This window comes from Paenibacillus sp. JNUCC 34 (assembly GCF_058269055.1).
The window spans coordinates 5,902,501-5,926,601 of the sequence record NZ_CM177770.1 but is presented as its reverse complement, the minus strand read 5'-3'; the positions used below and the strand labels follow the sequence as shown (position 1 = coordinate 5,926,601).

Here is a 24,101-nt window from a genome sequence, read left to right as displayed (position 1 = left end):
ATAAGTAATCCGTAGTCCCGGTACATAAGCAGTATACAGGATGAACCAGTCCTTCATCCCTGCTATCGAATCCAAAAGTATGTGCTATCAAACAAGGAGGTAAGATGATGGTTTGTAAGATCTGCGGACATGAGAATGTGGACGCCAAGTTTTGTGAGAAATGTGGGTCCAAGCTTGAATATGAAGTAGAGGGAAGGGTTGCAGTTCAGCCGGATGAACACCAAGAGATACATAGTTCAGAGAACACGACAACAACATTTCCTAAGGAAGTAGAGACGGTTAAATTTAAAGCCCCAGCGGGTAACCCGCATACTGCCTTCTCGGCTCCGCCGCCGAAAGAGCATTCTTCGTCTGGACAAGCGGAAAGTGAATCTTCACAGCTTAAACCGTATCTGGATAGTGCCAAGCAGAACTCAAAAATTTATTTCAATTATTTTGTTACCGGTTTGAAAAGCCCGCTCCGCGTCGCTCAAAAAACAGGCAGTGAGCAGTTGTTGAACGGAATCATATCTATGGTCATTTTCGCCATATTACTCCCATTAATGCTGTACTTGTCGCTCGGATCAGCTCGCGGGTATATGAGAAGTCCGTTCGTGGACATTGTGCTGAAACCCGTGTTTTGGCTGACCCTGTTTATATTTTTGATTGCCGTATACACATTCGGAGCCGTAAAGCTTTCAACGAATCGGAGGGTAGGCCTGAAGGAAGTTATTGCCCGTTTCGGTACGCTGCTTATTCCGTTTATCGTCATTGTTCTAGCTGCTTTTCTCTTTCTGTTAATGGGAATTGGGATCGGCAAACTGTTTATAGCTATCGCGTTGTTAGGCACGATCTTTACAATTCCTGCATTGATTACGCTGAGCTACAAGCGGGAGTCGCCCGGTGGAATTGACACACTGTATTCCATTCTGCTGATTTATGTCGCTGTATTCCTTACGATATTTATTTTGGGTGACTCGGTAGGATCCATGTTGGGGTCATCTAATTTCTTCGGGTTTTAAAATAATGAGAGGAATTTATACGACATGAGATTTTGTACAGAATGTGGTACAGCATTATCTGAGCAGGCTCAGTTCTGCAAAGAATGCGGTGCCTTGGTGAGACCAGCGGCCGGAGAAAAGAAGTCTCAAGAGGAAGAGATAGATCCCCAACCGCAAGGCGGCTCTTCTTTGACTTCGGCTCAGGGTGAGAGCGCGGTCGCGGTTTCCATCGGAACGACTGCTGGTTTATCCCGTGAAGCTGAAGTTGCATCCACATCTGTACGGATGAGCCGGAAGCAGAAAGTATTAATTTTGTCAGTCGTACTCTTGTTGGTAGCTCTTTTTGGAGGCTATAAAGTCGGAGAGTATTTCACATCCGAGGAACGGCTCATCGAACGGTTCGAGAAAGCACTGGAGTCCAAAGATCATAAAGCTGTTGCCCAGCTGCTAACCTCTAAGAACAAGGATCTGGTTATCGACGAGAAGTCGATCTCAGGTTTCATGAATTATCTGGACCAGCATCCGGGTGAACATGAAGAGATCATCAACACGCTGAAAGAGCAGACAGCTGCAGCAGAATCCGCTGAGGAAGCTCAATTAATAGATGTATTTGGCAATCTCGGCTTGAACAGTATCGTTAATCTAGAGAAGAGCGGTAAAGTGCTTTTTTATGATAACTATACACTCACCATCGATGGCGTATACATCAGCGTAGAGACGAATTATGCAGGTACGGTGTTGACTGTGAACGGGCAGCAGGCGGCCGTAGCCAATGCTCCAGATTATAAGACCAAGCTAGGCCCTTATGTACCTGGGTTATACCAACTGGAGGCCAGATTCAATAACGAGTTTATCGATCTGCAGGAGGCTAAAGAGGTACAGCTGCTTTATCCGAAAGAATCCTATAGTGCATATTTTGGCTTGGACGGTGAGGTTGTCAGATGGGATACCCGCTTTTCAGAACAGGCCGATTTGAATGGGCGCTTGTATATTAACGGCAAGAAGGTAGAGGTGAACCCTTTTGACAACCCAGAATTTGGGCCAGTCACTATGGATGGCTCAATGACCTTGGCCGTGGAGGCCGATTTTCCATGGGGGACGATGAAAAGCGCTGAAGTACCGATAAAGGATAATTATATCGATCTTGATTTTACAATGCAGGAGAGCTTCCAAAAGACGATCAAGGATACGATTATCAAGCATGCGAAGGAGAATCTGGACGCTTTTGCATCCGGGGATGCAGGCAAGCTCACGGTTTCAACAGATAAGTATAAAACTGTGTTTCAAAACGTCATTGATCAGTTTAAAGATAGCGGCTACGCTTACAAGGCCAATTATGTAGGTACGGTATTTGATATCGGTTCCTTTGATCTCGACCTTCAGGGCGGTAAATGGTATTTGACACTCATCACGAAGCCTTTGATTGAAGCAGCCACCTATATCGAAGGTGCATCACCAATCCTTGAAATGCAGGAGGCTTATAGCGAAACAGGCCTGCTGTATGATGAGAATCAGGGCATCTGGAAAGTGGATTTCATTGCCAACACTTGGGGATTCAAGACAGAGGATCTCCAGGAATATAAAGAAGACAAGTCAGTGACTTATGAATCGACTTGGAATAAGACTGCAGAAGAGGATCCACCTGCCGAAAGTATTATTAAGGTTACAGACGGCAAGCTCTAGGTTTACAAGCTGCTGAGCACGAATGAGCAGTAATGAAGTGAAGATAAGCCCTGCATGGATCCGAAATCCGAATGCAGGGCTTGTTTTTATTCGTACTATAAACTCAAGGCACAGCAGGGGAGTGAGGAAGCGTGTTACTCCACCCACCAACGCTTGAAGTCAGACCACCATGATCGTTCTTCCTGCTTCACGGTGTCCTCGGGCTTTACAGATTTTTGCTTACCACCATGTGCGTTACAGTATTCCACGGGTTCAGTTCCCTTGATAAATACTTCGAGCGATTTCTCCGGACATTCCGAATCGGCCAGTTTGCCAGTTTTGGGATCAATATAGGCGCTGACGACATTTTCCGGGATGGGAAAAATTTTTGGAGGTACACTTTCCAGTGCCTTTTCCGTAAACTGTGCAAAAATTGGTGCCGCCCGTCGTGAGTCAGTCGAATTAATCTGTCTTCCTTTGTCATATCCGACCCAGACAGCAGTCGACAATTCCGGAGTATAACCCACGAGCCAGGCATCGGTATCTGTTGTCCCGGTCTTACCAGCGACAGGACGCTTCATTAATGAGGAGACCCGTCTGCCGGTGCCTCCCGTCTCGAAGACGCCTTCCATCATACGGGTCAATACGTAAGCGGCCGCAGGTTCTACGACCTGTTCACTCTTTTCCTCCGGTGCGATATAGAGATTCCTACCGGCAGCATCCGTTATACGGAGCACGGCTACAGGTGGAATGCGCTGTCCGTTGCTTGCAAGAACCCCAAAAGCAGATGCCATCTCCAGCGGACTAATGGGTGATGTTCCGAGAGCGAGAGAAGGTACTGGCTCGAGGGAGCTTGTAATGCCCATTTTCCTGGCCATTTTCGTCACTTCTTCAGGGCCGATCTGCAAGATTGTATTTACTGCATATACATTGTCGGAAGCGGCGATTGCCTGGCGCATGTTAATTTCACCGAGATATTTGTCTCCGAAATTACTTGGCTGGTATGTTTTTCGGTTGTTATCGTAATGGAACAGGGTCGGTTGGCTGTTGAACATCGAAATTCCCGTCATTTGGCGGGAGGCGATAGCCGTCAAATACATGATCGGTTTGAATGTTGAACCTGGCTGGCGTGTTTTGGCAAGGGCGTGATTGTATTGATTTTCGCGATAGTTCTTCCCCCCAACCATGGCTTTGATATGACCGTTGCGAGGATCTATCGATACAAGGGCTGTCTCCAGTTCGCTTTTGCTGTCCATCTCTTTTTCTACGGCATCTTCTGCTGCCTTTTGGGCTTTAGGATCAAGGGTGGTGTAGATGTTCAATCCGCCTTGTTCAAGCTGCTCCTCCGTGATGCTAAGCTGCTTGGTGACAAGGCCGCGTATATAATCCCGGAAAAAAGAAGCGATCACCTTGTTCTGCTGACGGTCCTGCGGCTGCAGCGCTACTGTTTCGGAAGCGGCCTTATCAGCTTCGGCACGTGTAATAAACCCGGTTTCGACCATGGAGTTCAGCACGATTTTTTGCCGGTTAATCGCATTTTCCATATGGTTGTAAGGTGAGTAGTAGGTGGGACCCTTTGGAATTCCAGCAAGCATGGCACTTTCAGCGAGACTTAGATCTTTTGCCGGTTTGTCAAAATACATCCGCGCCGCCGATTCTATGCCGTATGCCCCGTGTCCGTAATAAATTTCGTTCAAGTACATTTCCAGAATTTCATCTTTATCGTATTTCATCTCAAGCTGGGCCGTGAACTTGGCTTCTTTGAGCTTCCGGACCAGTGTCTTCTCATGGGATAAATATAGATTTCTGGCAAGCTGTTGAGTTAGCGTGCTTGCACCTTGTTTGCTGTTCATATGTTCGAGATTAACGAGCACGGCGCGAGCCATGCCTTTGAGGTCGAATCCCGGATGGTCGTAGAATTTGCGATCTTCCACAGCCAGTGTAGCTTTAATGAGCAGAGGTGAGATGTCTTCTAGTACGACTCGTTCAGGAGGGTGACCGGAAGAGGAGAACGTGGCGATCACATCGCCGCGGCTGTCCAGCAGCCGGGAATAGCGCTGAGTTTCGGCAACAGGCAGTGGCGTGATGTACAAATAGGCCAGCATAACACCGCCAGCGATAAGCGAAAGCCCAAGGAGTCCGAATAGAAAAACGGTGAGCCGGAATAGCGGTTTTTTACGTTTATTCGGTTTATGATTGTGTCCCGCCATACGAATACCCCTCTCATCCTTTTGCTATACATTATGGGGTCCTGTGAGTAAGGATATTCATAGATCGGGTATGGTTTTTTGCGGTCCGAACGGGATGCTGGATAATTTGGTTGCATTTTGGGCTTGTTTTAATATAATCTTATTTGTTTGGTAAAATAGAAAAAGTGTGAAACTGATACTAGAGGCATCTCGCCCGAATAAAGTTTTACGGCTTGGATCTGGACGGCTGAACATTTATTCTAGCGGAAAGAAGGTAGAGACGATGGAATTATGGTATACGGAGAAACAAACGCCGACTTTTGGCATTACGGCGAAAATTCGGGAAACGTTTGTACATGAGAAGACGGAGTTTCAACAGCTGGATATGATCGATACCGAAGAATTTGGACGCATGCTTGTCCTGGATGGAATGGTCATGACTACGATTAAGGACGAATTCGTCTATCATGAGATGGTCGCTCACCCCGCACTGAACACGCATCCGAATCCGAAAAAAGTGCTCGTTGTGGGCGGCGGAGACGGCGGCGTTATTCGCGAAGTGATTAAGCATCCAGGAGTAGAAAAAGCCGTACTCGTCGAAATCGACGGGAAAGTTATTGAATACTCGAAGCAGTACCTGCCAGAGATTGCCGGTAAGCTTGACGATCCGAAGGTAGAAGTACTGGTTAACGATGGATATATGCATATTTTGGAACATAAGAACGAATATGATGTCATTATGGTCGATTCTACAGAACCTGTAGGTCCCGCTGCACCTTTGTTTGAGCGCGGTTTCTACCAAGGCATCTATGAGGCGCTTAAGGAAGACGGTATTTTTGTTGCGCAGACCGACAACCCTTGGTTCAAAGCGGACCTGATTCAGCAGGTAAACAAAGACGTGAAGGAAATTTTCCCGATCGTACGTGTGTATGGTGCCAACATTCCAACCTACCCAAGTGGTCTGTGGACTTTCACCATGGGCAGCAAAAAGTATGATCCGCTTGAAGTCGATGAGTCGGCTATTGATGAGATGGATACGAAGTATTACTCACCTCGCCTGCACAAAGCAGCTTTCGTGCTGCCTAAATTTGTAGAAGACTTGGTGAAGTAAGGGGGCGTACTCAAATGAAACTAGATCAAGCCTATTCCGGTAATGTGTTTATTTTGAGCTCCGAAGATTATGAGGGATCGAAAGCCGTTATTTACGGCATGCCGATGGACTTTACGGTCAGCTACCGTCCCGGCTCTCGTTTCGGCCCTGCCCGTATCCGCCAGGCATCTGTTGGTCTGGAAGAATACAGCCCTTATCTGGATAAGAGCATCGAAGATATGACGTATTTCGATGCAGGCGACCTGATGCTGCCTTTCGGCAACGCAGGACGCAGTCTTGATGTGATCGCCGATTATGTAGGCAAGCTGCTGGACGACGATAAATTTCCGATCGGTCTCGGCGGCGAGCATCTGGTCACTTGGCCGATCATCCAGAAGATGCATGCCAAGTATCCGGATCTCATTCTGATCCATATCGATGCGCATGCTGACTTGCGTGAACATTATGAGGGAGAGCCCTTATCCCATTCCACGCCGGTCCGCAAAGCTGCTGAGATCATGGGCGGGAAGAATATTTACCAGTTCGGTATCCGTTCTGGTTCCCGTGAGGAGTTCCAGTTCGGACATAAGAACATCAATTTCCACCCGTTTGAGGTAGCTGCTCCACTGAAAGAAGCTCTGCCACAAATGGGGAATCGTCCCGTATACGTGACGATTGACATTGATGTTCTGGACCCTTCTGCAGCACCTGGTACGGGTACCGCTGAAGCAGGCGGCATTACATCGAAGGAACTGCTGGAAGCTGTACATCTGATCGCGAACTCCGATGTGAACGTTGTCGGCTGCGATCTGGTCGAAGTGGCGCCGATCTATGATCCGACCGAACAGACCCAGATTGTCGCAGCGAAGCTGATTCGTGAGATGTTGTTGGGGTTTGTAAAGTAATTTCGACCCTCCCAAACCCTCCCTGCCAGGGAGGGCCCCGAGGACTCCGCCCTCTGGACACCCGGAATTTTGGCGGAAGGAGTGGGGCGGCGGATATGAGCTAGGGTAGTGCGTGTGCTCGGCCCTTCCTCGGCTTCCCTTCGGGATCGCCATCGGGGGCCTTTCATGCGGGGTTGCGGTTGCCTTGGATCGCTTTCGCTGCCTCGGCTGAATATAGAATCTTTTGCGATCCGATCCCTTATTATTGCGGGATCGGATCGTGAATTGAAAAAACAAGCATCCCTATTCCTGAGCCTAGCGGCTATCGGGGGATGCTTGTTTTTTCGTATTTTCAGACCTTTAGAACAGTGAATGAGTTTCGTTTTTTTAAAAGTACCTGGTTAGCCTCTCAAATCAGCCCGGCAGGTCATGCTTTTTATCCTCGGCATGAACCGGAGGGAAGAAAGCTTTGTCCTCCTCGTTATCGCGTACGACTTTTTGCAGAACGATGGAGGCGGAGATAGCCCATAACGTACAGCCGGCGTAGTACCCTTTTTCCACCAAAGGCCAATCGGCGTTCCAGAGCGCTACCAGAATGAAGCCGAGTGCAAGCAGGAACGAAGCCCAGGCCAAGGCGGTAAAAGCGAAGGTGTTCCGTTTACGCGGTCCTGCTTCTCCATATAAATCCTTGTCTTCCTCATTATCGCGTACGACCTTTTGCAGGACGATGGCTGCGGAAATAACCCATAGCGTACAGGCTGCGTAATATCCCTTCTCCACGAGCTCCCAACTCGCATTAAACAGAGCGACCAATACAAAGCTCAAAGCGAGGACAAAAGATAACCAAGCCAATGCGGTAAAAGCAAAGGTGTTTCTTTTTCGCCTGTGCAAAAAAATCCCCCTCCACAGATCATTTGAATTAGAATACACGAACTAATAAATACGTTTAACAACGGACTAGTGATATTAAGTCCGCCGTTTAGGCTGGCTGTTTTAAACTTGGATATAGTATAAGGAGTTGGAATGATATTGTAAATATATGTTTTTTGCCCTAATTAATGGAGGTCAAGCTGGAGTGGAGAGAAACAATGGGCACAGAAATACAGTAATTGAAAGCAGTTTGCAAATTTACATCACGACCCTAATGCAATATATAGATTTACAGTATACTTTATATCAATATATGGTTAGTCAAAGGTCATTCTATGAAAATTTGCAAAAATCCTCAATTGAATTGCCGTGCCATACTGGATATAGTAATACAATAGGTAAGGAAAAGAGGAGCATATCATGTCACACCGAAAACAAGCGACAATCCGTCTTCAGAGCCTTCATGAAGGAGAGAATACGGTGCAGCAGCTTCCGGCAGAGGTATTTGCCAAGGGGAGCGCTTTATATGTTCGCTACGAAGAACCAAAGATGGGGCCGTACCAAGGAGAGACCCGCACGACTGTGAAGCTGACCGAGGACGAACTGAAGATTATACGTCACGGTGAAGTGCAATCGGAGCAGGCTTTCGGGCTTGGGCAGAAACTGCCAGGCTATTACCGTTCCCCTTTCACCTCATTTAATTTGTCTACGCACACCCAGCGTCTGAGCATCGATCTCAGCGGCATGTCCGGCAGCGCTTCGTGGGCGTATGATTTATATGTGTTCGATGAGTTTTCGGGACACTTTTCTATCAGTTTGACTATTCAGGAGGCTCATGAATCATGACATTGAATCCACTCGATCACATTAATCAGCTTGTTGCCGAGGCGGTGGCTGATGCAGCGGTAGCGGCAGGGCTGGTGTCCCGCGAAGAACTGCCTGCCATTACACTGGAAGTACCGAAGGACAAGTCGCACGGCGATTTGGCCACGAACGCAGCGATGCAGCTGACTCGGATTGCGAAGAAGAACCCACGCCAGATCGCGGAAGCTATTCTGGAGCATCTGGATACTGGCAAAGCATCGATTGAAAAAGCGGAAATTGCGGGTCCGGGTTTTATTAACTTTACGTTGAACAAAAGCTATCTTTATCCCGTAATTGGACTTATTCAACAAGAGGGAGAGAACTACGGACGCGTAAAGACAGGCCAAGGTCAAAAAATCCAGATGGAGTTTGTCAGTGCCAACCCGACGGGAAGCCTTCATTTGGGACATGCCCGTGGAGCCGCAGTCGGTGATGCGCTTTGCAATGTGCTCGATTTTGCAGGCTATGATATTACCCGTGAATACTACATTAATGATGCCGGTAACCAGGTGGTTAACTTGTGCAAGTCGATCGAAGCGCGCTATCTGCAGGAGCTGGGGCAAGAAGTTGAAATGCCGGAGGACGGCTATCATGGAGAAGACATCAAAGGATTTGCCAAGGAACTGGTTGCTGAAAAAGGCGATTCCCTGCTATCCCTATCACCGGAGGAGCGGACGGCCTTTTTCCGTCAATACGGATTGGAGAAAGAACTTGGCAAGATCAAACGCGATCTGAGTCGTTTCCGCGTTCATTTTGACGAATGGTTCAGTGAAACGTCTCTCTATGAGAACGGGTTGGTTGTGCAGGTTCTTGAAGAGCTGAGAAGCAAGGGCGAGGCGTACGATCAGGACGGAGCAACTTGGCTGCGTACGACGGAATACGGTGACGACAAGGATCGCGTACTTGTGAAAAATGATGGCACATACACCTATTTGACCCCGGATATCGCTTATCACCGCAATAAATATGAGCGCGGCTATGACCGTGTGATGAATATCTGGGGTGCGGACCATCATGGATATATTCCACGTATGAAGGCCGCCATGGAGGCTTTGGGCAACGACCCGGCTAAGCTGGTTGTATTGATCGCCCAGATGGTAAGTCTGTTCCAGGACGGCGAAAAGGTGAAAATGTCCAAGCGTACCGGCAAGGCCGTAACGATGGAAGATTTGATGGATGAAGTAGGTGTCGATGCGATCCGCTACTTCTTCACGATGCGCAGCATGGATTCGCACCTTGATTTTGACATGGATTTGGCTGTTTCGACATCCAATGAAAATCCGGTGTTTTATGTGCAGTACGCCCATGCGCGGATTTGCAGCGTGTTCCGCCAAGCTGAAGAACAGGGAATTAACCTACTTCCTCTGAAGGATGTCAACCTCAGCTTCCTTACAGCGGAGCATGAATATGACATCTTGCGCAAAATCGGCGAACTTCCTCAAGAAGTATCGCTTGCCGCTGAGAACTATGCGCCGCACCGCCTCATCCGCTATGTGTATGAACTGGCTTCGCTGTTCCACAGTTATTACAGAGCTGAGCGCGTGATCACAGAGGATGCGGAGCAGACTCAAGCGAGGTTTGCGCTTCTCGGGGCCGTTCGCACCGTTCTGGCGAATGTGCTGCGTCTGGTGGGCGTATCTGCCCCAGAACGGATGTAACAGTTAATCGTCTCTACGCCAGTTAGGGTGCGTAGTAACGGAATGAGACAACCGTATTCTACCGATTCAATCTTAACAGCCGCTTACCCGTTATAGGCAAGCGGCTGTTTGCTATGGCATGAAACGGTACTTCCGATTCCATGAGATTAAAGCTTTAATCCTTCACGGAGGAATTTTAGTGTATGAACTTCGCCACTATCAGACATCGTTCGACCTTTTCGAAGACGTAGTGGAATCGAGGTTCGTCGCAGCAGTGACTTAATTGTGGCGGGTTTGGTGTCGGGTTTTTGCGCCAGTAGCAGGGCGATGGTGCCGCTGATATGGGAGGTTGCCATAGAAGTGCCGCTCATTTCATGATATTTACCATGCAGCCAGGCTGATACAATTCTGTCGCCTGGAGCATAAATATCAACATACTGCCCCCGGTTGCTGAAAGGCGGAATTCTACGGTTCCGGTCCGTTGCGCCTACCGAGATGGTCTGCGGATAACGGGCCGGGTAATCCACGGAACGACGCTTACCGTCGTTGCCTGAGGAAGCTACAATAATGACGCCGGACTGGTAGGCTTTAGAAACGATATCAAGTAGGGCTCGGCTGCGGGTTTGCATACCGAAGCTCATATTGATAATCTCAACACCGGTGTTCACACACCAGTCAATGCCCATGACAATATCCGACACAAAAGCGGATCCGTTGTGGTCGAACGCTTTTACAGGATACACTATCGATCTAGGGGCGACCCCGATCATTCCCTGGGTGCTATTAGCTGCTGCGATGGTACCGGAGATGTGTGTGCCGTGGCCGTTGTCATCATAGGGCAGCATACCTCGATTGACCAGATTGACCCCTCTAGTCACGGAATGTTGGAGGTCAGGATGGCTGAAGTCCACACCGGTATCGATAACCCCGATCTTGATACGATGCCCGGTTGAGATCGACCAGGCTTGGGGAGCCCTGATCTGTTTGACTCCCCAAGGTACTCCCGGACCGGAGCCAATGCTACCTTGTATGGCATGAATGCATACCCGGCTATCTTCCTCCACGGTTATATCATGCTTGAATTCTGATTCCATACGGGCTGTAAGGGAAGATGAGGCGATAATCGAGTGAGTGAGTGAAGAATAACTGACATTCTGCAAATGTGAGGCGGATCCGGACAGCTCATTCCATTCATGAACGCAGTCGAAGTAGACTTTAGGATCATGAAACGTCAGGATCCTCCGGTCCTCTTTCCAGCCGTGCTGCAGAGGGTCCGTCTCCAAAAGCAATGATTGCATGATCCGGGTATAGTTCATGCCTGGCAATCCCCCTTCGATGAACCGTTGCTGCAGTATTGTATGACTGGAGGAGGTTGCCCGAATGGGATACTGCCTTTTTTTCAGGGAAATAGGCCCTGTTCGGCGTGTCAAACGCTAATGGCGAACATAATATAAACGGAGAGAACATTGGGGTTCTTTCATCTATCCCGTGAGGAGTCGATCCTTGGGGCGGATACAGTCAGAAGGCGGAGAGTTGCTCTCCGTCTTTTTCCAAATACATGAAATTATAAATTTGAATTTTATACTTGGCTTATTTTTCTCGTAGAAACTCCGTCGCCCTTAGAATAGGATGACGAAATCGTTTCTACTTGCGTGGGCAGTGAAGTGATAAAAACTTGATTTTTGAGTCTAAATAGGTTTTACTTAGTTTTGATAATGGATATGTTGAGATAATGATGGTATGCAAGGTGAAGATTGCGTGAGAGGAAGTGTACGTTAGTGAGTAATCCGCTCAATTTAAAAATCGATCCAGAAAAGATTCAGGAAATCCCGATGGTGGACCTGGCTTTTATGGTACTCAAAGCGGCTAATACGCCGTATTACTACCGTGACCTGATGAGCGAGGTGGCCAAGCTTCGCGGTTTTACGGAACAAGAAATTAACGAAACGATTGCTCAGTTATATACCGAGATCAATATCGATGGGCGTTTTGCCTGCGTTGGCACCAACTTGTGGGGCTTGAAGCGTTGGTACCCTCTTGAGCGCTCCGACGATCCCGTGGCGAATGCGAAGCGTCCGCGCATCATTAATGATGAGGACGACGATGATGATGATTTCGCAGACGAAGAAGAAACATATAGCGTGGATGATGCGGAAGAAGATTACGACAACGTCGATGAAGAATCAGACGATGATATCTATTCCGATGATGACGATGCCGATGAAGAAGTAGACGAAGAAGTAGTCCTTGACGACGATGATATGGACGATGAGGATTCTGAGGACGAGGAAGAAGACGGCTCGGATGCCGCTGAGAACGACGACGATTTGGACCGATAAATAAATGGTTTCTCATGCTTTAGTTTTTTGCCTCCATATTGGAGCGATTTGGGGCTGGTTCTTCTCTTGACAAGGAGACAAGGCACAGAGTAAACTATTGCTTGGGCTTATGATTTAAGTGTTTAAATATGATTAATTTATAAAAGTGCCCCGTTACTTTTCGGGGTCACTTTTTTTGTTTGTATTAGGGAATTGTTGTAATAGTGTACGCAGCACCATTTGTGGATTTCAAGTAGCCCCGTGGGTTAACGGCACGTGATATAGGGTTATTTGCTGTTAGCTGACAGGCCGGCTTGATTCACCGGAAAGCTGTCATATGTTAATCGGTCGGCTCGCTTTTTTACTATAGAAGCGGGCACCGTTCATTTTTATTGCTGTTTGATGATGAATCAGAAGTAAAAAGGTTACCATAAACATCATATGTCGCCTGATTTTTTCGAATTTATTTAGGAGGGTTTTTACTGTGACAAAGTATATTTTCGTAACAGGCGGGGTTGTGTCTTCCTTGGGTAAAGGGATTACCGCGGCTTCGCTCGGCAGACTGCTGAAGAACAGAGGGCTAAAGGTAACGATCCAGAAATTTGATCCTTACATTAATATAGATCCGGGTACGATGAGCCCTTATCAGCACGGCGAAGTGTTCGTAACGGATGACGGCGCGGAGACGGACTTGGACCTTGGGCACTATGAGCGTTTTATTGATATCAATCTGTCGAAGAACAGCAACGTCACGACCGGTAAAATATATTCCTCCGTTATTAGCAAGGAGCGCCGTGGAGAGTATTTGGGCGGCACCGTTCAAGTTATCCCGCACATTACGAATGAAATCAAGGAGCGTGTGTTCCGCGCTGGACGCGAGGCAGGCTCTGACGTCGTAATTACGGAAATCGGAGGTACTGTAGGCGACATCGAAAGCCTTCCGTTCCTTGAGGCGATCCGCCAAATTAAGAGCGAAGTGGGCCGCGATAACGTGATGTACATTCACGTAACGCTCATCCCGTACATCAAAGCAGCCGGCGAAGTGAAGACGAAGCCAACCCAACACAGCGTAAAAGAACTTCGCAGCATCGGTATTCAGCCAAACGTTATCGTATGCCGGACCGAGCATGAGCTTTCTACTGAGATGAAAGCCAAAATCGCTCTGTTCTGCGACATTGACGCGAATGCGGTTGTAGAATGCCGAGATGCATCCACACTGTACGAAGTCCCTCTGAATTTGCGTGAGGAAGGTCTTGACGAGATCGTAGTAAATCACTTGAAGCTGAACACACCGGAGCCGGATATGACCGAGTGGGAAGCGCTCGTGAACCGCGTATCCAAGCTGGAGAAGAGCGTTGAAATTGCAATTGTAGGTAAATACGTTGCCCTTCACGATGCTTACCTTAGTGTGGTTGAGTCTTTGTCACATGCCGGATTCGATGCTAATGCTGAAGTGAAGGTCCGCTGGGTTAACGCGGAAGAAATTACCGAGAGCAATGTAGACCAGGTGCTCGGCGGAATCGGTGGTATCCTCGTACCAGGCGGCTTCGGCGACCGTGGTATTGAAGGAAAAATCACAGCAATCCGTTACGCTCGTGAGCGGAACATTCCTTTCTTCGGTATTTGTCTTGGCATGCAGGTATCCGTTATCGAGTATGCACGCTCTGTCGTTGGTCTGGAAGGTGCTAATAGCTCCGAGATCAACCCGGCAACAGAATATCCAGTCATCGACCTTCTGCCGGAGCAAAAGGACGTGGAGGATTTGGGCGGCACCATGCGTCTTGGCTTGTATCCTTGCAAGCTGGCACCGGATTCCCTGGCTATGTCTTGCTACGATGATGAACTGGTTTATGAAAGACACCGTCACCGGTATGAGTTCAACAACCAATACCGTGAAGATATTGAAAAAGCGGGCCTGCGCATTTCCGGTACGTCTCCTGACGGAAGATTGGTGGAAATTGTGGAGCTTCCAGGACATCCTTGGTTCCTTGCAGTTCAATTCCATCCGGAATTCACGTCCCGTCCGAACCGTCCACAGCCGCTGTTCCGTGAGTTTGTAAAAGCTTCGATTCAGTATCAGTCTTAATACGCAAATCCTCCCTCATGTAGGGAGGATTTTTTGTATTGCCAAAGAAATGAACTGTCCATAAAATGCAATTTCAAGTTCTTTGCGATAAGCATAAAGAAAAACATTGTTTTTTTAAGTACTTTTCAGATGTAAGGAAGGAATTCGCTATCATCAGGCGAATACAAATAATGGTTAGTTAAGGGAAAGTTAGGAACTTTTATTTCGTTTGATATATATAACGCTGATCATTGATGGGGAGGTAGTTGCATGGACAAAAATAAAGTATTGATTGTGGACGATCAGAACGGGATTCGTATTTTGCTGATGGAGGTTTTTAGTAGCGAAGGTTATGAGACTTACCAGGCCGCCAACGGCAAGATAGCGCTCGACATTGTGAGGAAGCATGAACCTGATTTAGTACTTCTCGATATGAAAATTCCTGGAATGGACGGACTTGAAATTTTGAAGCATATCAAACAGATGAATCCGGATATAAAAGTGATTATGATGACCGCGTACGGTGAGCTAGATATGATTAAGGAAGCGACAGACCTCGGGGCTCTGATGCATTTCACCAAACCTTTCGATATTGATGAAATGCGTCTGGCTGTCAACATGCAGCTCAAAAATAAAACGAACACATGCAGTTAAGCATTGAATTCTGCGTTATGGCAGAATTCTTTTTTTGCCTTTTGTGAGAGGGTGCACAGCTTTTTGCTATTTGCTTGTTTAGTATTTATTACGCGATGTGGTATAATACTAACGTATAAGAACGTCGGCTATATATACTAGACATATCGACTATAGGAGGATGGATCATGCCATTAGTATCAATGAAAGACATGCTTAACAAAGCTCTCGAAGGAAAGTATGCAGTTGGTCAATACAACATCAATAACCTCGAGTGGACACATGCGATTCTTGAAGCGGCAGAAGAAGAGAAGTCGCCGGTAATTCTTGGTGTATCTGAAGGTGCAGCGCGTTACATGGGCGGTTTTAATACGGTTGTAAAAATGGTACAAGGCCTCATCGAAGACTTGAAAATTACTGTACCTGTAGCTATCCATTTGGACCATGGTTCAAGTGTTGAGAAATGTAAGGAAGCTATCGACGCAGGATTTACTTCTGTTATGATCGATGACTCCCACAGCCCAATCGACACCAACATTGCAACAACGAAGCAAGTGGTTGAGTATGCACATGCTAAAGGTGTTTCCGTTGAAGCAGAAGTTGGAATGGTTGGCGGTCAGGAAGATGACGTTATCGGTGATGTTATGTATGCGAAGTTGGACGACTGCGTACGTATCGTGAACGAGACGGGTATCGACACTCTGGCACCTGCATTGGGTTCTGTACATGGACCATACAAAGGCGAGCCTAACCTTGGCTTTAAAGAAATGGAAGAAATCCGTAATGCACTCAGCCTGCCGCTCGTTCTTCATGGCGGAACAGGTATCCCGACTCATGATATCAAGAAAGCTATCTCCCTTGGTACTTCTAAGATCAACGTGAACACTGAGAACCAAATTGAATTCTCGAAAGCTGTTCGTGAAGTGCTTGCTGCGAAGCCAGAAGCTTACGATCCGCGTACATTCCTCAAACCAGGCCGTGAAGCAATCAAACAAACGGTTATTGGTAAAATCCGCGAGTTTGGATCCAACAACAAAGCATAATTGATTTTTGCGATGCGCCTTTTTGGCACTGCAAAAATAATATAAATGAGGACAGCCCTCTGTGGGCTGTCCACTTCCATAGTTTAGAATGGAAAGCACACCGCTAAGCCGGTGTTTTTCCATTTTAATTGTGGGTAGCCATAATTCTGCTGTTTTTTATTCTTCTCTCAAAAACGAAAGTCATCCTATGACGGTGAAACTGTGTGTGTCGCTTGTTATTAACCCAAAATACTGCCAATCATGACCACTATCGGCTGCGAAGTAATGTAGGGGGACCCTTAAGCTTATGGAAAAATTGATGATCAGCGGTGGACGTCCACTGCAAGGTACGGTGACAATCAGTGGTGCCAAAAACAGTGCGATTGCATTAATACCTGCAGCGATTCTGGCGGAAACAGAAGTTGTGTTGGACAACTTGCCACTTTTGAGTGATGTAGCTGTGTATTCTGAAATATTGGAAGAGTTGGGTGGACAAGTTTCATGGGAAGGTAATCAGATGAAAATCGATCCTTCTAGAATCAAATCCATTCCGATGCCAAACGGGCCTGTTAAGAAGCTTCGCGCTTCGTATTATATGATGGGCGCAATGCTTGGAAGATTTAAAGAAGCCGTTATCGGTCTGCCGGGCGGCTGTAACTTTGAACCTCGTCCTATCGACCAGCATATCAAAGGATTTGAAGCGCTTGGAGCGACCGTGACTAATGAGCATGGCGCTATTCATCTGCACGCGAAAGAGCTGCGGGGCGCAAAAATTTACCTGGACGTAAGTAGTGTCGGGGCGACGATTAACATTATGCTGGCGGCTGCGAAAGCCAAAGGCTCCACAATTATCGAAAATGCGGCGAAAGAGCCTGAAATCATAGATGTTGCTACTTTGTTAAATTCTATGGGAGCTGTCATTAAGGGCGCCGGTACGGAAACGATCCGGATCGAAGGCGTCACCCATATGCATGGCTGCCGTCATTCCATTATTCCCGACCGGATTCAAGCCGGAACTTATATGATTGCCGCAGCAGCTACTCGCGGTGATGTTGTGATTGATAATGTCATTCCTAAACATTTGGAGGCTCTCACAGCCAAGCTGTTGGAGATGGGCGTCGGTATTGAAGAGCTGGATGAAAGCATCCGGGTCATTGGCAAGGAACGCTATGAGCATGTTGATGTGAAGGCACTCGTATATCCCGGATTTGCAACGGATCTTCAGTCTCCGATGACCAGCTTGCTGACGCAGGCGGAGGGTGTCAGTGTGCTTAGCGATTTTGTATACAGTAATCGGTTCAAGCATGTACCGGAATTGGTGCGTATGGGAGCGAAAATTCGTGTTGAAGGACGCTCTGCTATTATCGATGGCGGGAAGCTGAATGCTGCCAAAGTAAAGGCAACCGATCTTCGTGCAGGCGCGGCACTTGTCATTGCGGGATTGACTGTTCCGGAAGGTGTTACAGAAGTCAGTGGCGTGGAGTTTATTGACCGAGGTTATGACCATCTGGTCACCAATCTTCGTCTGCTTGGCGCTGATGTATGGCGGGAGACAGAAGATTAATTAGGATAACATAACCCTCTTAGGGAGTAACAGAGGAAGCCCTTTTTAAGAATTCACAAAAAAGGTTACTTGGTCTGCATATCTCCCTCTGAATTGGGTAATCCTATCCTAGTGATGCAATCATAGACTTATAGACTTGAAGCGGCTGGAAAGCCTTACCCAGAATTAAAAATTGAATAGGTGGTTATTGAATGGATTTACAAATTTCTGATTTGGAAGGCATGAAGCTGACGGATCTGTATAAACTGGCCAAAAAATACCAGATACCGTATTATGGTCAGCTAAAGAAGAAAGAACTAATATTCGCTATTCTCCGGGCACAGGCGGAACAAAGCGGCCTGATGTTTATGGAAGGTGTCCTCGAAGTTTTACCAGAGGGATACGGTTTCTTGAGACCGATCAACTATCTTCCGAGCACGGAGGATATCTACATTTCTGCATCCCAGATACGCAAGTTTGATTTGAGAACAGGAGACTTGGTCTCCGGTAAGTGCAGAACTCCTAAAGAGAACGAACGGTACTTTGGTCTGTTGCAGGTAAATGCGGTTAATGGTGAGAATCCTGCAATTGCAGCGGAACGCTTGCATTTCCCGGCCCTGACTCCTCTTTATCCGCAAGATAAGCTAGTGTTAGAAACATCCCCTAATCAGTTGTCCACTCGAATTATGGACTTACTTGCTCCTGTAGGCTTAGGACAACGCGGTTTGATCGTAGCTCCGCCAAAAGCGGGAAAGACGCTCCTCTTAAAAGAAATTGCCAACAGTATTTCAACCAATCATCCCGAAATCGAACTGTTTGTACTGCTCATTGACGAACGTCCTGAAGAAGTAACCGACATGCAGCGCTCTGTAAAGGGTGAAGTGGTTGCATCGACATTCGACGAGCTACCAGAGAACCATATTAAGGTTGCGGAACTCGTTCTGGAGCGCGCATTGCGGCTGGTTGAACATAAGAAGGATGTTGTCATTTTGCTGGATAGCATTACACGGTTGGCACGGGCATATAACCTTGTCATTCCACCCTCTGGCAGAACACTCAGCGGCGGTATTGATCCGGCAGCATTTCATCGGCCGAAGCGGTTCTTTGGTTCGGCGCGTAACGTGGAGGAAGGCGGTAGTCTGACGATTTTGGCGACGGCTCTAGTTGACACAGGTTCAAGAATGGACGATATCATCTATGAAGAGTTCAAAGGAACCGGTAATATGGAGCTGCACCTGGACCGCAGATTTGCGGAACGTCGTATTTTCCCTGCGATCGACATTCGGCGCTCTGGCACACGACGTGAAGAAGTGCTTCTAAGTAAGGAAGAATTGGATACTATTTGGGCTATCCGTAAAAATATGAACGACTCCGCTGATTTTGTGGAAGGTTTCCTCAAGAAAATGCGGGATAGCAAGACCAACGCCGAGTTCCTCGCTTCATTCGATGTGAACGGGGGCAACGGTTCTGCAGCACCAAGTCAACCGGCAAGACGCACAACGCGTCCTTCGACGGCCTCAGTTACACAAGGCTAAAAGCAAGGCTTGAGAATCAACCTTAGAATAGGAGAACGACATGTATTTGGTTTATGCAGATGAGCAAGGAAATGTCTATGATCATTCCGAACTGTTCGGGCTTGCCCGCAGTGGGGATATGATTGTTGAGATACTGGAAGATGAATTGATTCCGCTGCCGGAAGGCGCAACCCTGGTAGGTCTGCCGAACACTCGTGCTATCGGAATGGATCCGGAAACGGGGGAAATGTCCGCGCTACCTGGGAACGAAACAGCCGTCGGTGCTCTTTTGCCTCAAGGTTATACACGTCTGTGTCTTCCTGGATACGTAAAGACGGATAAAGAATATAAGCTTCCGCTGTTCGGTTATTCTGCTGTCGTGTGGAAGGACGGAGCCTTCTATACAGCTGCCCGTTTAACAGATGATCCTGAGAAGTGGAATCCCGTTAACTGTGATTTGGGAGAGCTGGAGCTGGGCGTTAAGAAATTGACCGAAAAATACCCGGAGAACCGTCTCTATGAACATCTGTCTAATTGTGCGCTCGGTTATGAATGTTTGACGGCATCCAACACATTTCTGAACCGCTGGGAGGGTGCTGTACCGGTATCCTATTCCTGTAATGCAGGATGTTTCGGATGTATTTCAGAGCAGCCGGATGACAGTGGCTTTGTATCACCTCAGACCCGGATGAACTTCCGCCCCCGTACGGATGAACTGGTTCAAATTATGCTGGAGCACTTGAAGACACCGGAGTCCATTATCAGCTTCGGGCAGGGTTGTGAAGGTGAGCCTTCCACACAAGCGAAGATCATCATTGAAGCGATGCGCGAAGTACGGTCCATCACAGATATGGGTTACATCAACATCAATACTAACGCCGGGTTGACCGATTTTATCCGCGGCATCGTGGATGCTGGCCTTGATTTGATGCGTGTCAGCACGATCAGTGCACTGGATGATCACTACAATGCCTACTATAAGCCCCGTGGCTACAACCTGGCTAATGTGGAAAAATCACTGCGGTATGCGACTGATCAGGGGGTATATACGTCCATCAACTATCTTATCTTCCCAGGTGTCACAGACCGTGAGGAAGAGGTTGAGGCCATGATCGAGTTTGTCCGCCGCACAGGTCTTCGTCTGATTCAGCTTCGGAACTTGAATATAGATCCGGAGAGTTATCTTGGGCTAATTCCGCCTGCGCAAGGAGAAATCCTTGGGATGAAGCAAACGATTGAGATTATGCAGGAAGAGCTGCCTGATGTGGTTATTGGCTCGTACACGCATGTACCACCTCCTGGAATGAGGCGTCCGAAGAAGAAGCCGACCGTTATCTAGAAAATGGCGATAAGAATGACCAATCTATTTGAGAATCATCATATTACAATCCAGCTGATAAAGTGGGGGCTTACCATGCTTCTGGCGTCGTTTTATATGGGCTATTGCACAAATAATGTCCCCGTGATATACTTTTTTTATGTGTCCATTTAACTCTGAGTCCGCATGAGGCTCAGGGCGGAAAGAGGTGAAAGTCTAATGAAACAAGATATTCAACCGAAATATCATGTTACCACGGTAACTTGCGCGTGCGGTAACACGTTTGAAACAGGTTCCGTAAAGCCGGACCTTCGCGTGGAAATCTGCTCCAACTGCCATCCGTTCTTCACTGGTAAGCAGAAGTTCTTGGATGTTGGTGGCCGTGTCGATAGATTTAAAAAGAAATACGGTATCTAATAATCAGACCCTTCGCCTTGTGCGGAGGGTTTTCGATTTAATGGAACGCTCGCCAAGTTCTTCCCTCAGGTTGCAATTTGGACATGCATGCGATATACTTAATTTCGCCGTGCTAGACGGGGAGGTAGCGGTGCCCTGTAACTCGCAATCCGCTGTAGCGAGGTTGAATTCCTGTTAGAGGTATTGTCGATGTGAGGCTGGTCCCTGCGCTCGATGTTGACGGCTGGGTCCTCCGCAATGAGCACCTGTGAACCTGGTCAGGTCCGGAAGGAAGCAGCCATAAGCAGGTCCGCTTTTGTGCCGGAGGAGTGCCTAACCCGAGTTGTTGCTCAGGATTGCCGCTCGGATCGCAATTATCAATAACAGGTGCACGGTACATTCATACCGAGTACACAAGCATCTCTGTCATTTTGGACAGGGGTGCTTTTTTCATGAATAATGTCCTTGATTTTTTCCTTGGTAAACGTTTTGCTGGGCTAGGGAAATTAGTATAGAATGTAGTATAATAAGAAAAACTTTATCGACGTATATGGCCTGGCCAGATTGGGTTATGCGTAAGTTTATTCTTGTGATATAAGGGAGTTTATGCTTTCTTGTATTCTAAAAAAGCGGCATTAAGCCGCGGAAGTGGAAGTTGAAAGAGGGTAAAGCAGAGTGGAACATATTGCGTTATATCGTGCCTGGAGGCCCCAGTCGTTCCGCGACATGGTAGGCCAGCGGCATATTATCCAAACCCTGCAGAACGCTATCCGCGAGCAGCGGGTCTCCCATGCCTACCTGTTCAGCGGTCCGCGGGGTACAGGTAAGACCAGTGCTGCTAAAATTTTGGCTAAAGCCGTGAACTGTGAGAATGGACCGGCAGAGGAACCCTGCAACGAATGTGAAGTATGCAAGCGGATAACGTCTGGGGCTGTAATGGACGTTCAGGAAATTGACGCGGCATCAAACCGCGGCGTTGAGGAAATCCGCGATTTGCGGGAAAAAGTGAAGTACGCACCTACCGAGGTACGGCGCAAGGTTTACATTATTGATGAAGTACACATGCTTACCACGGAGGCGTTTAATGCATTGCTGAAGACGCTGGAAGAACCCCCGGCGCATGTGATGTTTATATTGGCTACTACCGAGCCGCATAAATTGCCGGCCACCATCATATCACGGTGTCAGCGCTTCGATTTCCGGAGGGTTTCTCTGGAAGAGCAGAGTGAGCGCTTGGAGCGCATATGCTTGGAAGAGGGCATTACTGCTGAGCCGGCTGCCCTGCAGTATATTTCAAGATTGTCAGACGGTGGAATGCGTGATGCACTTAGCATTTTAGACCAAATTGCATCCTTTACCGGAGGCAAGGTGTCCTATCAGCAGGTTATGGACATGACAGGAGGCATCCCCTCGGAGCAGTTTGGCCGTCTGGCCGCTGCCATAAAACAGGGAGATGCAGGACTTGTGCTGCAAATGGTAGAACAGTTTATGCAGGAAGGCAAAAGTGCCGACAAATGCATGGAAAACTTGCTGTATTACTTCCGTGATCTGCTCATGATCAAAATGGTCCCAGGAGCAGATAAGCTGACGGATCGTGTACTGAATCCGGCTGATTTCAAGGAGATGGCAGAGGCTTTCTCCAAGGAAGAGCTTTTCCGGATGATTGATACGCTCAACCGCTACCAAAGCGAGATGAAATACGCATCACAGCCACAGACGTTGTTTGAAGTGGCGCTGCTTAAGTTATGCGGAATACCGCAAGGCGGCGATGATGCGGTTGAACAAGGTGCTTCTGCGGGAAGATCGGCTGATGCCGATGAACTAAACCGATTGAAGCAGCAGGTAGTTTCTCTTGAGAAAAAGCTTGAGCGTATTTTGCAGAAAGGCGTTCCGGCAGCCGAAGGCCGTGATGCTTCCAAACCAACACGGACCCCTGCTCCGAAAATGGCATCGACAGCTAAGAAGCCGCAGCATATGGATCAGTATGTAGCGGCAAAAACCAGTGAGCCATTTTTGAATGTGCAGCGGCAGTGGGGTCAGATCCTACAGAGCGTGAAGGAGGAGAAGGTCACCGTTCATGCCTGGTTTGTGGATGGAGAGCCTGTATCCGTATGGGAAGATAACGTTCTGGTCGCCTTCAAGAATAACATCCACCGCGAAACAACCGAGAAGCCTGCTAACAAACAGGTGATTGAGGGAGTGCTGGAGTCTCAGTTCGGTAATCCGTATCGTCTGGTGACTATGATGTTGCGCGATTGGAGCGATGCCGTTGAAGGCGCTGGTAAGCCTCCAGCCGAGGAATTAAAGCTGGAGCATGAAGAAGCCGAAGCCGGCGGAGAGAAGCCATGGATTGATGAGGCGATCCAGCTATTTGGTGAAGACCTCGTTGTCATAAAAGATTAGCACGCTTTTTCGTGCATTCCACAAAGGAGAGATGAACCCATGAATAATATGAACCAAATGATGAAGCAGGTAAAAAAAATGCAGGAGCAAATGCTGAAGGCGCAGGAAGAACTCGCTACGAAATCGGTAGAAGGGTCTTCTGGCGGCGGTGTAGTTACCGTACAAGTCAGCGGTCACAAGCAAGTTACATCTATTAACATCAAGCCCGAAGCAGTAGATCCAGACGACGTTGAAATGCTACAGGATCTCGTTATGACAGCAGTAAATGACGCGCTCACTAAAGCTGAGGAACTTGCTAACACCGATATGGGTAAATTTACGGGCGGTATGAAAATTCCGGGCTTGTTCTAATCTATAGGCAGAAGGAGTAGTTTACATTTGTACTATCCCGAACCGATCGCGAAGCTGATCGATGCATTTACCAGGTTGCCGGGTGTGGGGCCGAAAACGGCTGCCCGCCTGGCTTTTCACGTCCTTAATATGAAAGAAGACGACGTCATTGATTTTGCCAAAGCTCTGGTCAGTGTGAAACGCAATCTTCATTACTGCTCGGTCTGCTGCAATATCACCGATACCGATCCCTGCCGTGTCTGTCAGGATAAGACCCGGGATCCATCCGTCATCTGTGTGGTACAGGATGCCAAGGATCTGGTGGCGATGGAGCGAACTAAGGAGTTTGACGGGTACTATCATGTGCTTCATGGAGCAATCTC

General features: G+C 47.8%; 20 protein-coding genes and 1 other RNA gene (1 of these 21 running past the window's edge). 18 read left to right on the top strand and 3 right to left on the bottom strand.

The window, feature by feature from the left end:
- Positions 1-104 precede the first annotated feature (104 nt).
- On the top strand, positions 105-1,001 hold the full coding sequence (locus tag AC2TF5_RS27345) for a DUF6574 domain-containing protein (RefSeq protein WP_491300192.1): 897 nt from the start codon (positions 105-107) through the stop codon (positions 999-1,001).
- Positions 1,002-1,025: 24 nt separating this feature from the next.
- Complete coding sequence (locus AC2TF5_RS27340) at positions 1,026-2,663, top strand: zinc ribbon domain-containing protein (RefSeq protein WP_491300191.1); 1,638 nt, start codon at positions 1,026-1,028, stop codon at positions 2,661-2,663.
- Positions 2,664-2,797: 134 nt separating this feature from the next.
- On the opposite strand, the gene AC2TF5_RS27335 is transcribed toward AC2TF5_RS27340, so the two are convergent.
- On the bottom strand, positions 2,798-4,852 hold the full coding sequence (locus AC2TF5_RS27335; RefSeq protein ID WP_491300190.1) for a transglycosylase domain-containing protein: 2,055 nt from the start codon (positions 4,850-4,852) through the stop codon (positions 2,798-2,800).
- 262 nt (positions 4,853-5,114) lie between these two features.
- Between AC2TF5_RS27335 and speE the strand changes: the two genes are divergently transcribed.
- Together speE and speB are read left to right on the top strand one after the other, a co-directional pair.
- Complete coding sequence (gene speE, locus AC2TF5_RS27330) at positions 5,115-5,942, top strand: polyamine aminopropyltransferase (RefSeq protein ID WP_208916639.1); 828 nt, start codon at positions 5,115-5,117, stop codon at positions 5,940-5,942.
- A 14-nt stretch (positions 5,943-5,956) separates the two neighbouring features.
- Positions 5,957-6,826 carry an agmatinase gene (gene speB / locus AC2TF5_RS27325; RefSeq protein ID WP_491300189.1) on the top strand — a complete coding sequence of 290 codons (870 nt, stop codon included), beginning with the start codon at positions 5,957-5,959 and terminating at the stop codon, positions 6,824-6,826.
- A gap of 393 nt (positions 6,827-7,219) precedes the next feature.
- Here the strand turns inward: speB and AC2TF5_RS27320 are convergent, their stop codons facing one another.
- Entirely contained in the window at positions 7,220-7,696 is a 477-nt protein-coding gene (locus AC2TF5_RS27320) for a YiaA/YiaB family inner membrane protein (protein ID WP_491300188.1), read from the bottom strand.
- A gap of 399 nt (positions 7,697-8,095) precedes the next feature.
- On the opposite strand from AC2TF5_RS27320, the gene AC2TF5_RS27315 reads away from it, so the two are divergent.
- Together AC2TF5_RS27315 and argS are read left to right on the top strand one after the other, a co-directional pair.
- Positions 8,096-8,521, top strand: a complete 426-nt coding sequence (locus AC2TF5_RS27315; protein ID WP_491300187.1) for a YwiB family protein — start codon at positions 8,096-8,098, stop codon at positions 8,519-8,521.
- Positions 8,518-10,197, top strand: a complete 1,680-nt coding sequence (gene argS / locus AC2TF5_RS27310) for an arginine--tRNA ligase (RefSeq protein ID WP_491300186.1) — start codon at positions 8,518-8,520, stop codon at positions 10,195-10,197. Before AC2TF5_RS27315 ends, argS begins: the two co-directional genes overlap by 4 nt.
- Before the next feature lie 146 nt (positions 10,198-10,343).
- Here the strand turns inward: argS and AC2TF5_RS27305 are convergent, their stop codons facing one another.
- Positions 10,344-11,492 carry a S8 family peptidase gene (locus AC2TF5_RS27305; RefSeq protein ID WP_491300185.1) on the bottom strand — a complete coding sequence of 383 codons (1,149 nt, stop codon included), beginning with the start codon at positions 11,490-11,492 and terminating at the stop codon, positions 10,344-10,346.
- A gap of 462 nt (positions 11,493-11,954) precedes the next feature.
- Between AC2TF5_RS27305 and rpoE the strand changes: the two genes are divergently transcribed.
- From rpoE to recR, 12 genes are all read left to right on the top strand, one after another.
- Entirely contained in the window at positions 11,955-12,515 is a 561-nt protein-coding gene (gene rpoE, locus AC2TF5_RS27300) for a DNA-directed RNA polymerase subunit delta (RefSeq protein ID WP_491300184.1), read from the top strand.
- Between the two features lie 463 nt (positions 12,516-12,978).
- On the top strand, positions 12,979-14,580 hold the full coding sequence (gene pyrG, locus AC2TF5_RS27295) for a CTP synthase (protein ID WP_491300183.1): 1,602 nt from the start codon (positions 12,979-12,981) through the stop codon (positions 14,578-14,580).
- A 249-nt stretch (positions 14,581-14,829) separates the two neighbouring features.
- Positions 14,830-15,213, top strand: a complete 384-nt coding sequence (locus AC2TF5_RS27290; RefSeq protein WP_491300182.1) for a response regulator — start codon at positions 14,830-14,832, stop codon at positions 15,211-15,213.
- A 167-nt stretch (positions 15,214-15,380) separates the two neighbouring features.
- Positions 15,381-16,235 (top strand): class II fructose-1,6-bisphosphate aldolase, encoded by an 855-nt coding sequence (gene fba, locus AC2TF5_RS27285; protein ID WP_491300181.1) that lies wholly within the window; start codon positions 15,381-15,383, stop codon positions 16,233-16,235.
- Positions 16,236-16,521: 286 nt separating this feature from the next.
- Entirely contained in the window at positions 16,522-17,778 is a 1,257-nt protein-coding gene (gene murA / locus AC2TF5_RS27280; RefSeq protein ID WP_491300180.1) for a UDP-N-acetylglucosamine 1-carboxyvinyltransferase, read from the top strand.
- A gap of 191 nt (positions 17,779-17,969) precedes the next feature.
- Positions 17,970-19,292, top strand: a complete 1,323-nt coding sequence (rho, locus tag AC2TF5_RS27275) for a transcription termination factor Rho (RefSeq protein ID WP_491300179.1) — start codon at positions 17,970-17,972, stop codon at positions 19,290-19,292.
- Between the two features lie 40 nt (positions 19,293-19,332).
- A complete protein-coding gene (locus tag AC2TF5_RS27270; RefSeq protein WP_491300178.1) occupies positions 19,333-20,610 on the top strand; it encodes a radical SAM family protein in 1,278 nt (425 codons plus the stop codon).
- Positions 20,611-20,808: 198 nt separating this feature from the next.
- Positions 20,809-21,006 carry a 50S ribosomal protein L31 gene (rpmE, locus tag AC2TF5_RS27265; RefSeq protein WP_491300177.1) on the top strand — a complete coding sequence of 66 codons (198 nt, stop codon included), beginning with the start codon at positions 20,809-20,811 and terminating at the stop codon, positions 21,004-21,006.
- Between the two features lie 107 nt (positions 21,007-21,113).
- Positions 21,114-21,380, top strand: an RNA gene (gene ffs / locus AC2TF5_RS27260) — signal recognition particle sRNA large type.
- A gap of 280 nt (positions 21,381-21,660) precedes the next feature.
- On the top strand, positions 21,661-23,388 hold the full coding sequence (gene dnaX / locus AC2TF5_RS27255) for a DNA polymerase III subunit gamma/tau (RefSeq protein WP_491300176.1): 1,728 nt from the start codon (positions 21,661-21,663) through the stop codon (positions 23,386-23,388).
- A gap of 39 nt (positions 23,389-23,427) precedes the next feature.
- On the top strand, positions 23,428-23,739 hold the full coding sequence (locus AC2TF5_RS27250) for a YbaB/EbfC family nucleoid-associated protein (protein WP_241931448.1): 312 nt from the start codon (positions 23,428-23,430) through the stop codon (positions 23,737-23,739).
- A 27-nt stretch (positions 23,740-23,766) separates the two neighbouring features.
- A protein-coding gene (recR, locus tag AC2TF5_RS27245) for a recombination mediator RecR (RefSeq protein WP_208916604.1) crosses the window boundary here: on the top strand, positions 23,767-24,101 show its 5' portion. 262 nt of this gene lie beyond the right edge of the window; the window shows 335 of its 597 coding nt (coding positions 1-335); the start codon lies at positions 23,767-23,769; its stop codon lies off the right edge, out of view.

Bases quoted from the DNA above. Each gene is read 5' to 3' on its own strand.
- AC2TF5_RS27290 (WP_491300182.1), top strand. From the start codon at position 14,830: ATGGACAAAAATAAAGTATTGATTGTGGACGATCAGAACGGGATTCGT.
- speE (WP_208916639.1), top strand. From the start codon at position 5,115: ATGGAATTATGGTATACGGAGAAACAAACGCCGACTTTTGGCATTACG.
- AC2TF5_RS27335 (WP_491300190.1), bottom strand. From the start codon at position 4,852: ATGGCGGGACACAATCATAAACCGAATAAACGTAAAAAACCGCTATTC.
- AC2TF5_RS27345 (WP_491300192.1), top strand. From the start codon at position 105: ATGATGGTTTGTAAGATCTGCGGACATGAGAATGTGGACGCCAAGTTT.
- AC2TF5_RS27250 (WP_241931448.1), top strand. From the start codon at position 23,428: ATGAATAATATGAACCAAATGATGAAGCAGGTAAAAAAAATGCAGGAG.
- AC2TF5_RS27340 (WP_491300191.1), top strand. From the start codon at position 1,026: ATGAGATTTTGTACAGAATGTGGTACAGCATTATCTGAGCAGGCTCAG.
- murA (WP_491300180.1), top strand. From the start codon at position 16,522: ATGGAAAAATTGATGATCAGCGGTGGACGTCCACTGCAAGGTACGGTG.
- fba (WP_491300181.1), top strand. From the start codon at position 15,381: ATGCCATTAGTATCAATGAAAGACATGCTTAACAAAGCTCTCGAAGGA.
- argS (WP_491300186.1), top strand. From the start codon at position 8,518: ATGACATTGAATCCACTCGATCACATTAATCAGCTTGTTGCCGAGGCG.
- speB (WP_491300189.1), top strand. From the start codon at position 5,957: ATGAAACTAGATCAAGCCTATTCCGGTAATGTGTTTATTTTGAGCTCC.
- AC2TF5_RS27270 (WP_491300178.1), top strand. From the start codon at position 19,333: ATGTATTTGGTTTATGCAGATGAGCAAGGAAATGTCTATGATCATTCC.
- rho (WP_491300179.1), top strand. From the start codon at position 17,970: ATGGATTTACAAATTTCTGATTTGGAAGGCATGAAGCTGACGGATCTG.
- AC2TF5_RS27305 (WP_491300185.1), bottom strand. From the start codon at position 11,492: ATGAACTATACCCGGATCATGCAATCATTGCTTTTGGAGACGGACCCT.
- AC2TF5_RS27315 (WP_491300187.1), top strand. From the start codon at position 8,096: ATGTCACACCGAAAACAAGCGACAATCCGTCTTCAGAGCCTTCATGAA.
- rpmE (WP_491300177.1), top strand. From the start codon at position 20,809: ATGAAACAAGATATTCAACCGAAATATCATGTTACCACGGTAACTTGC.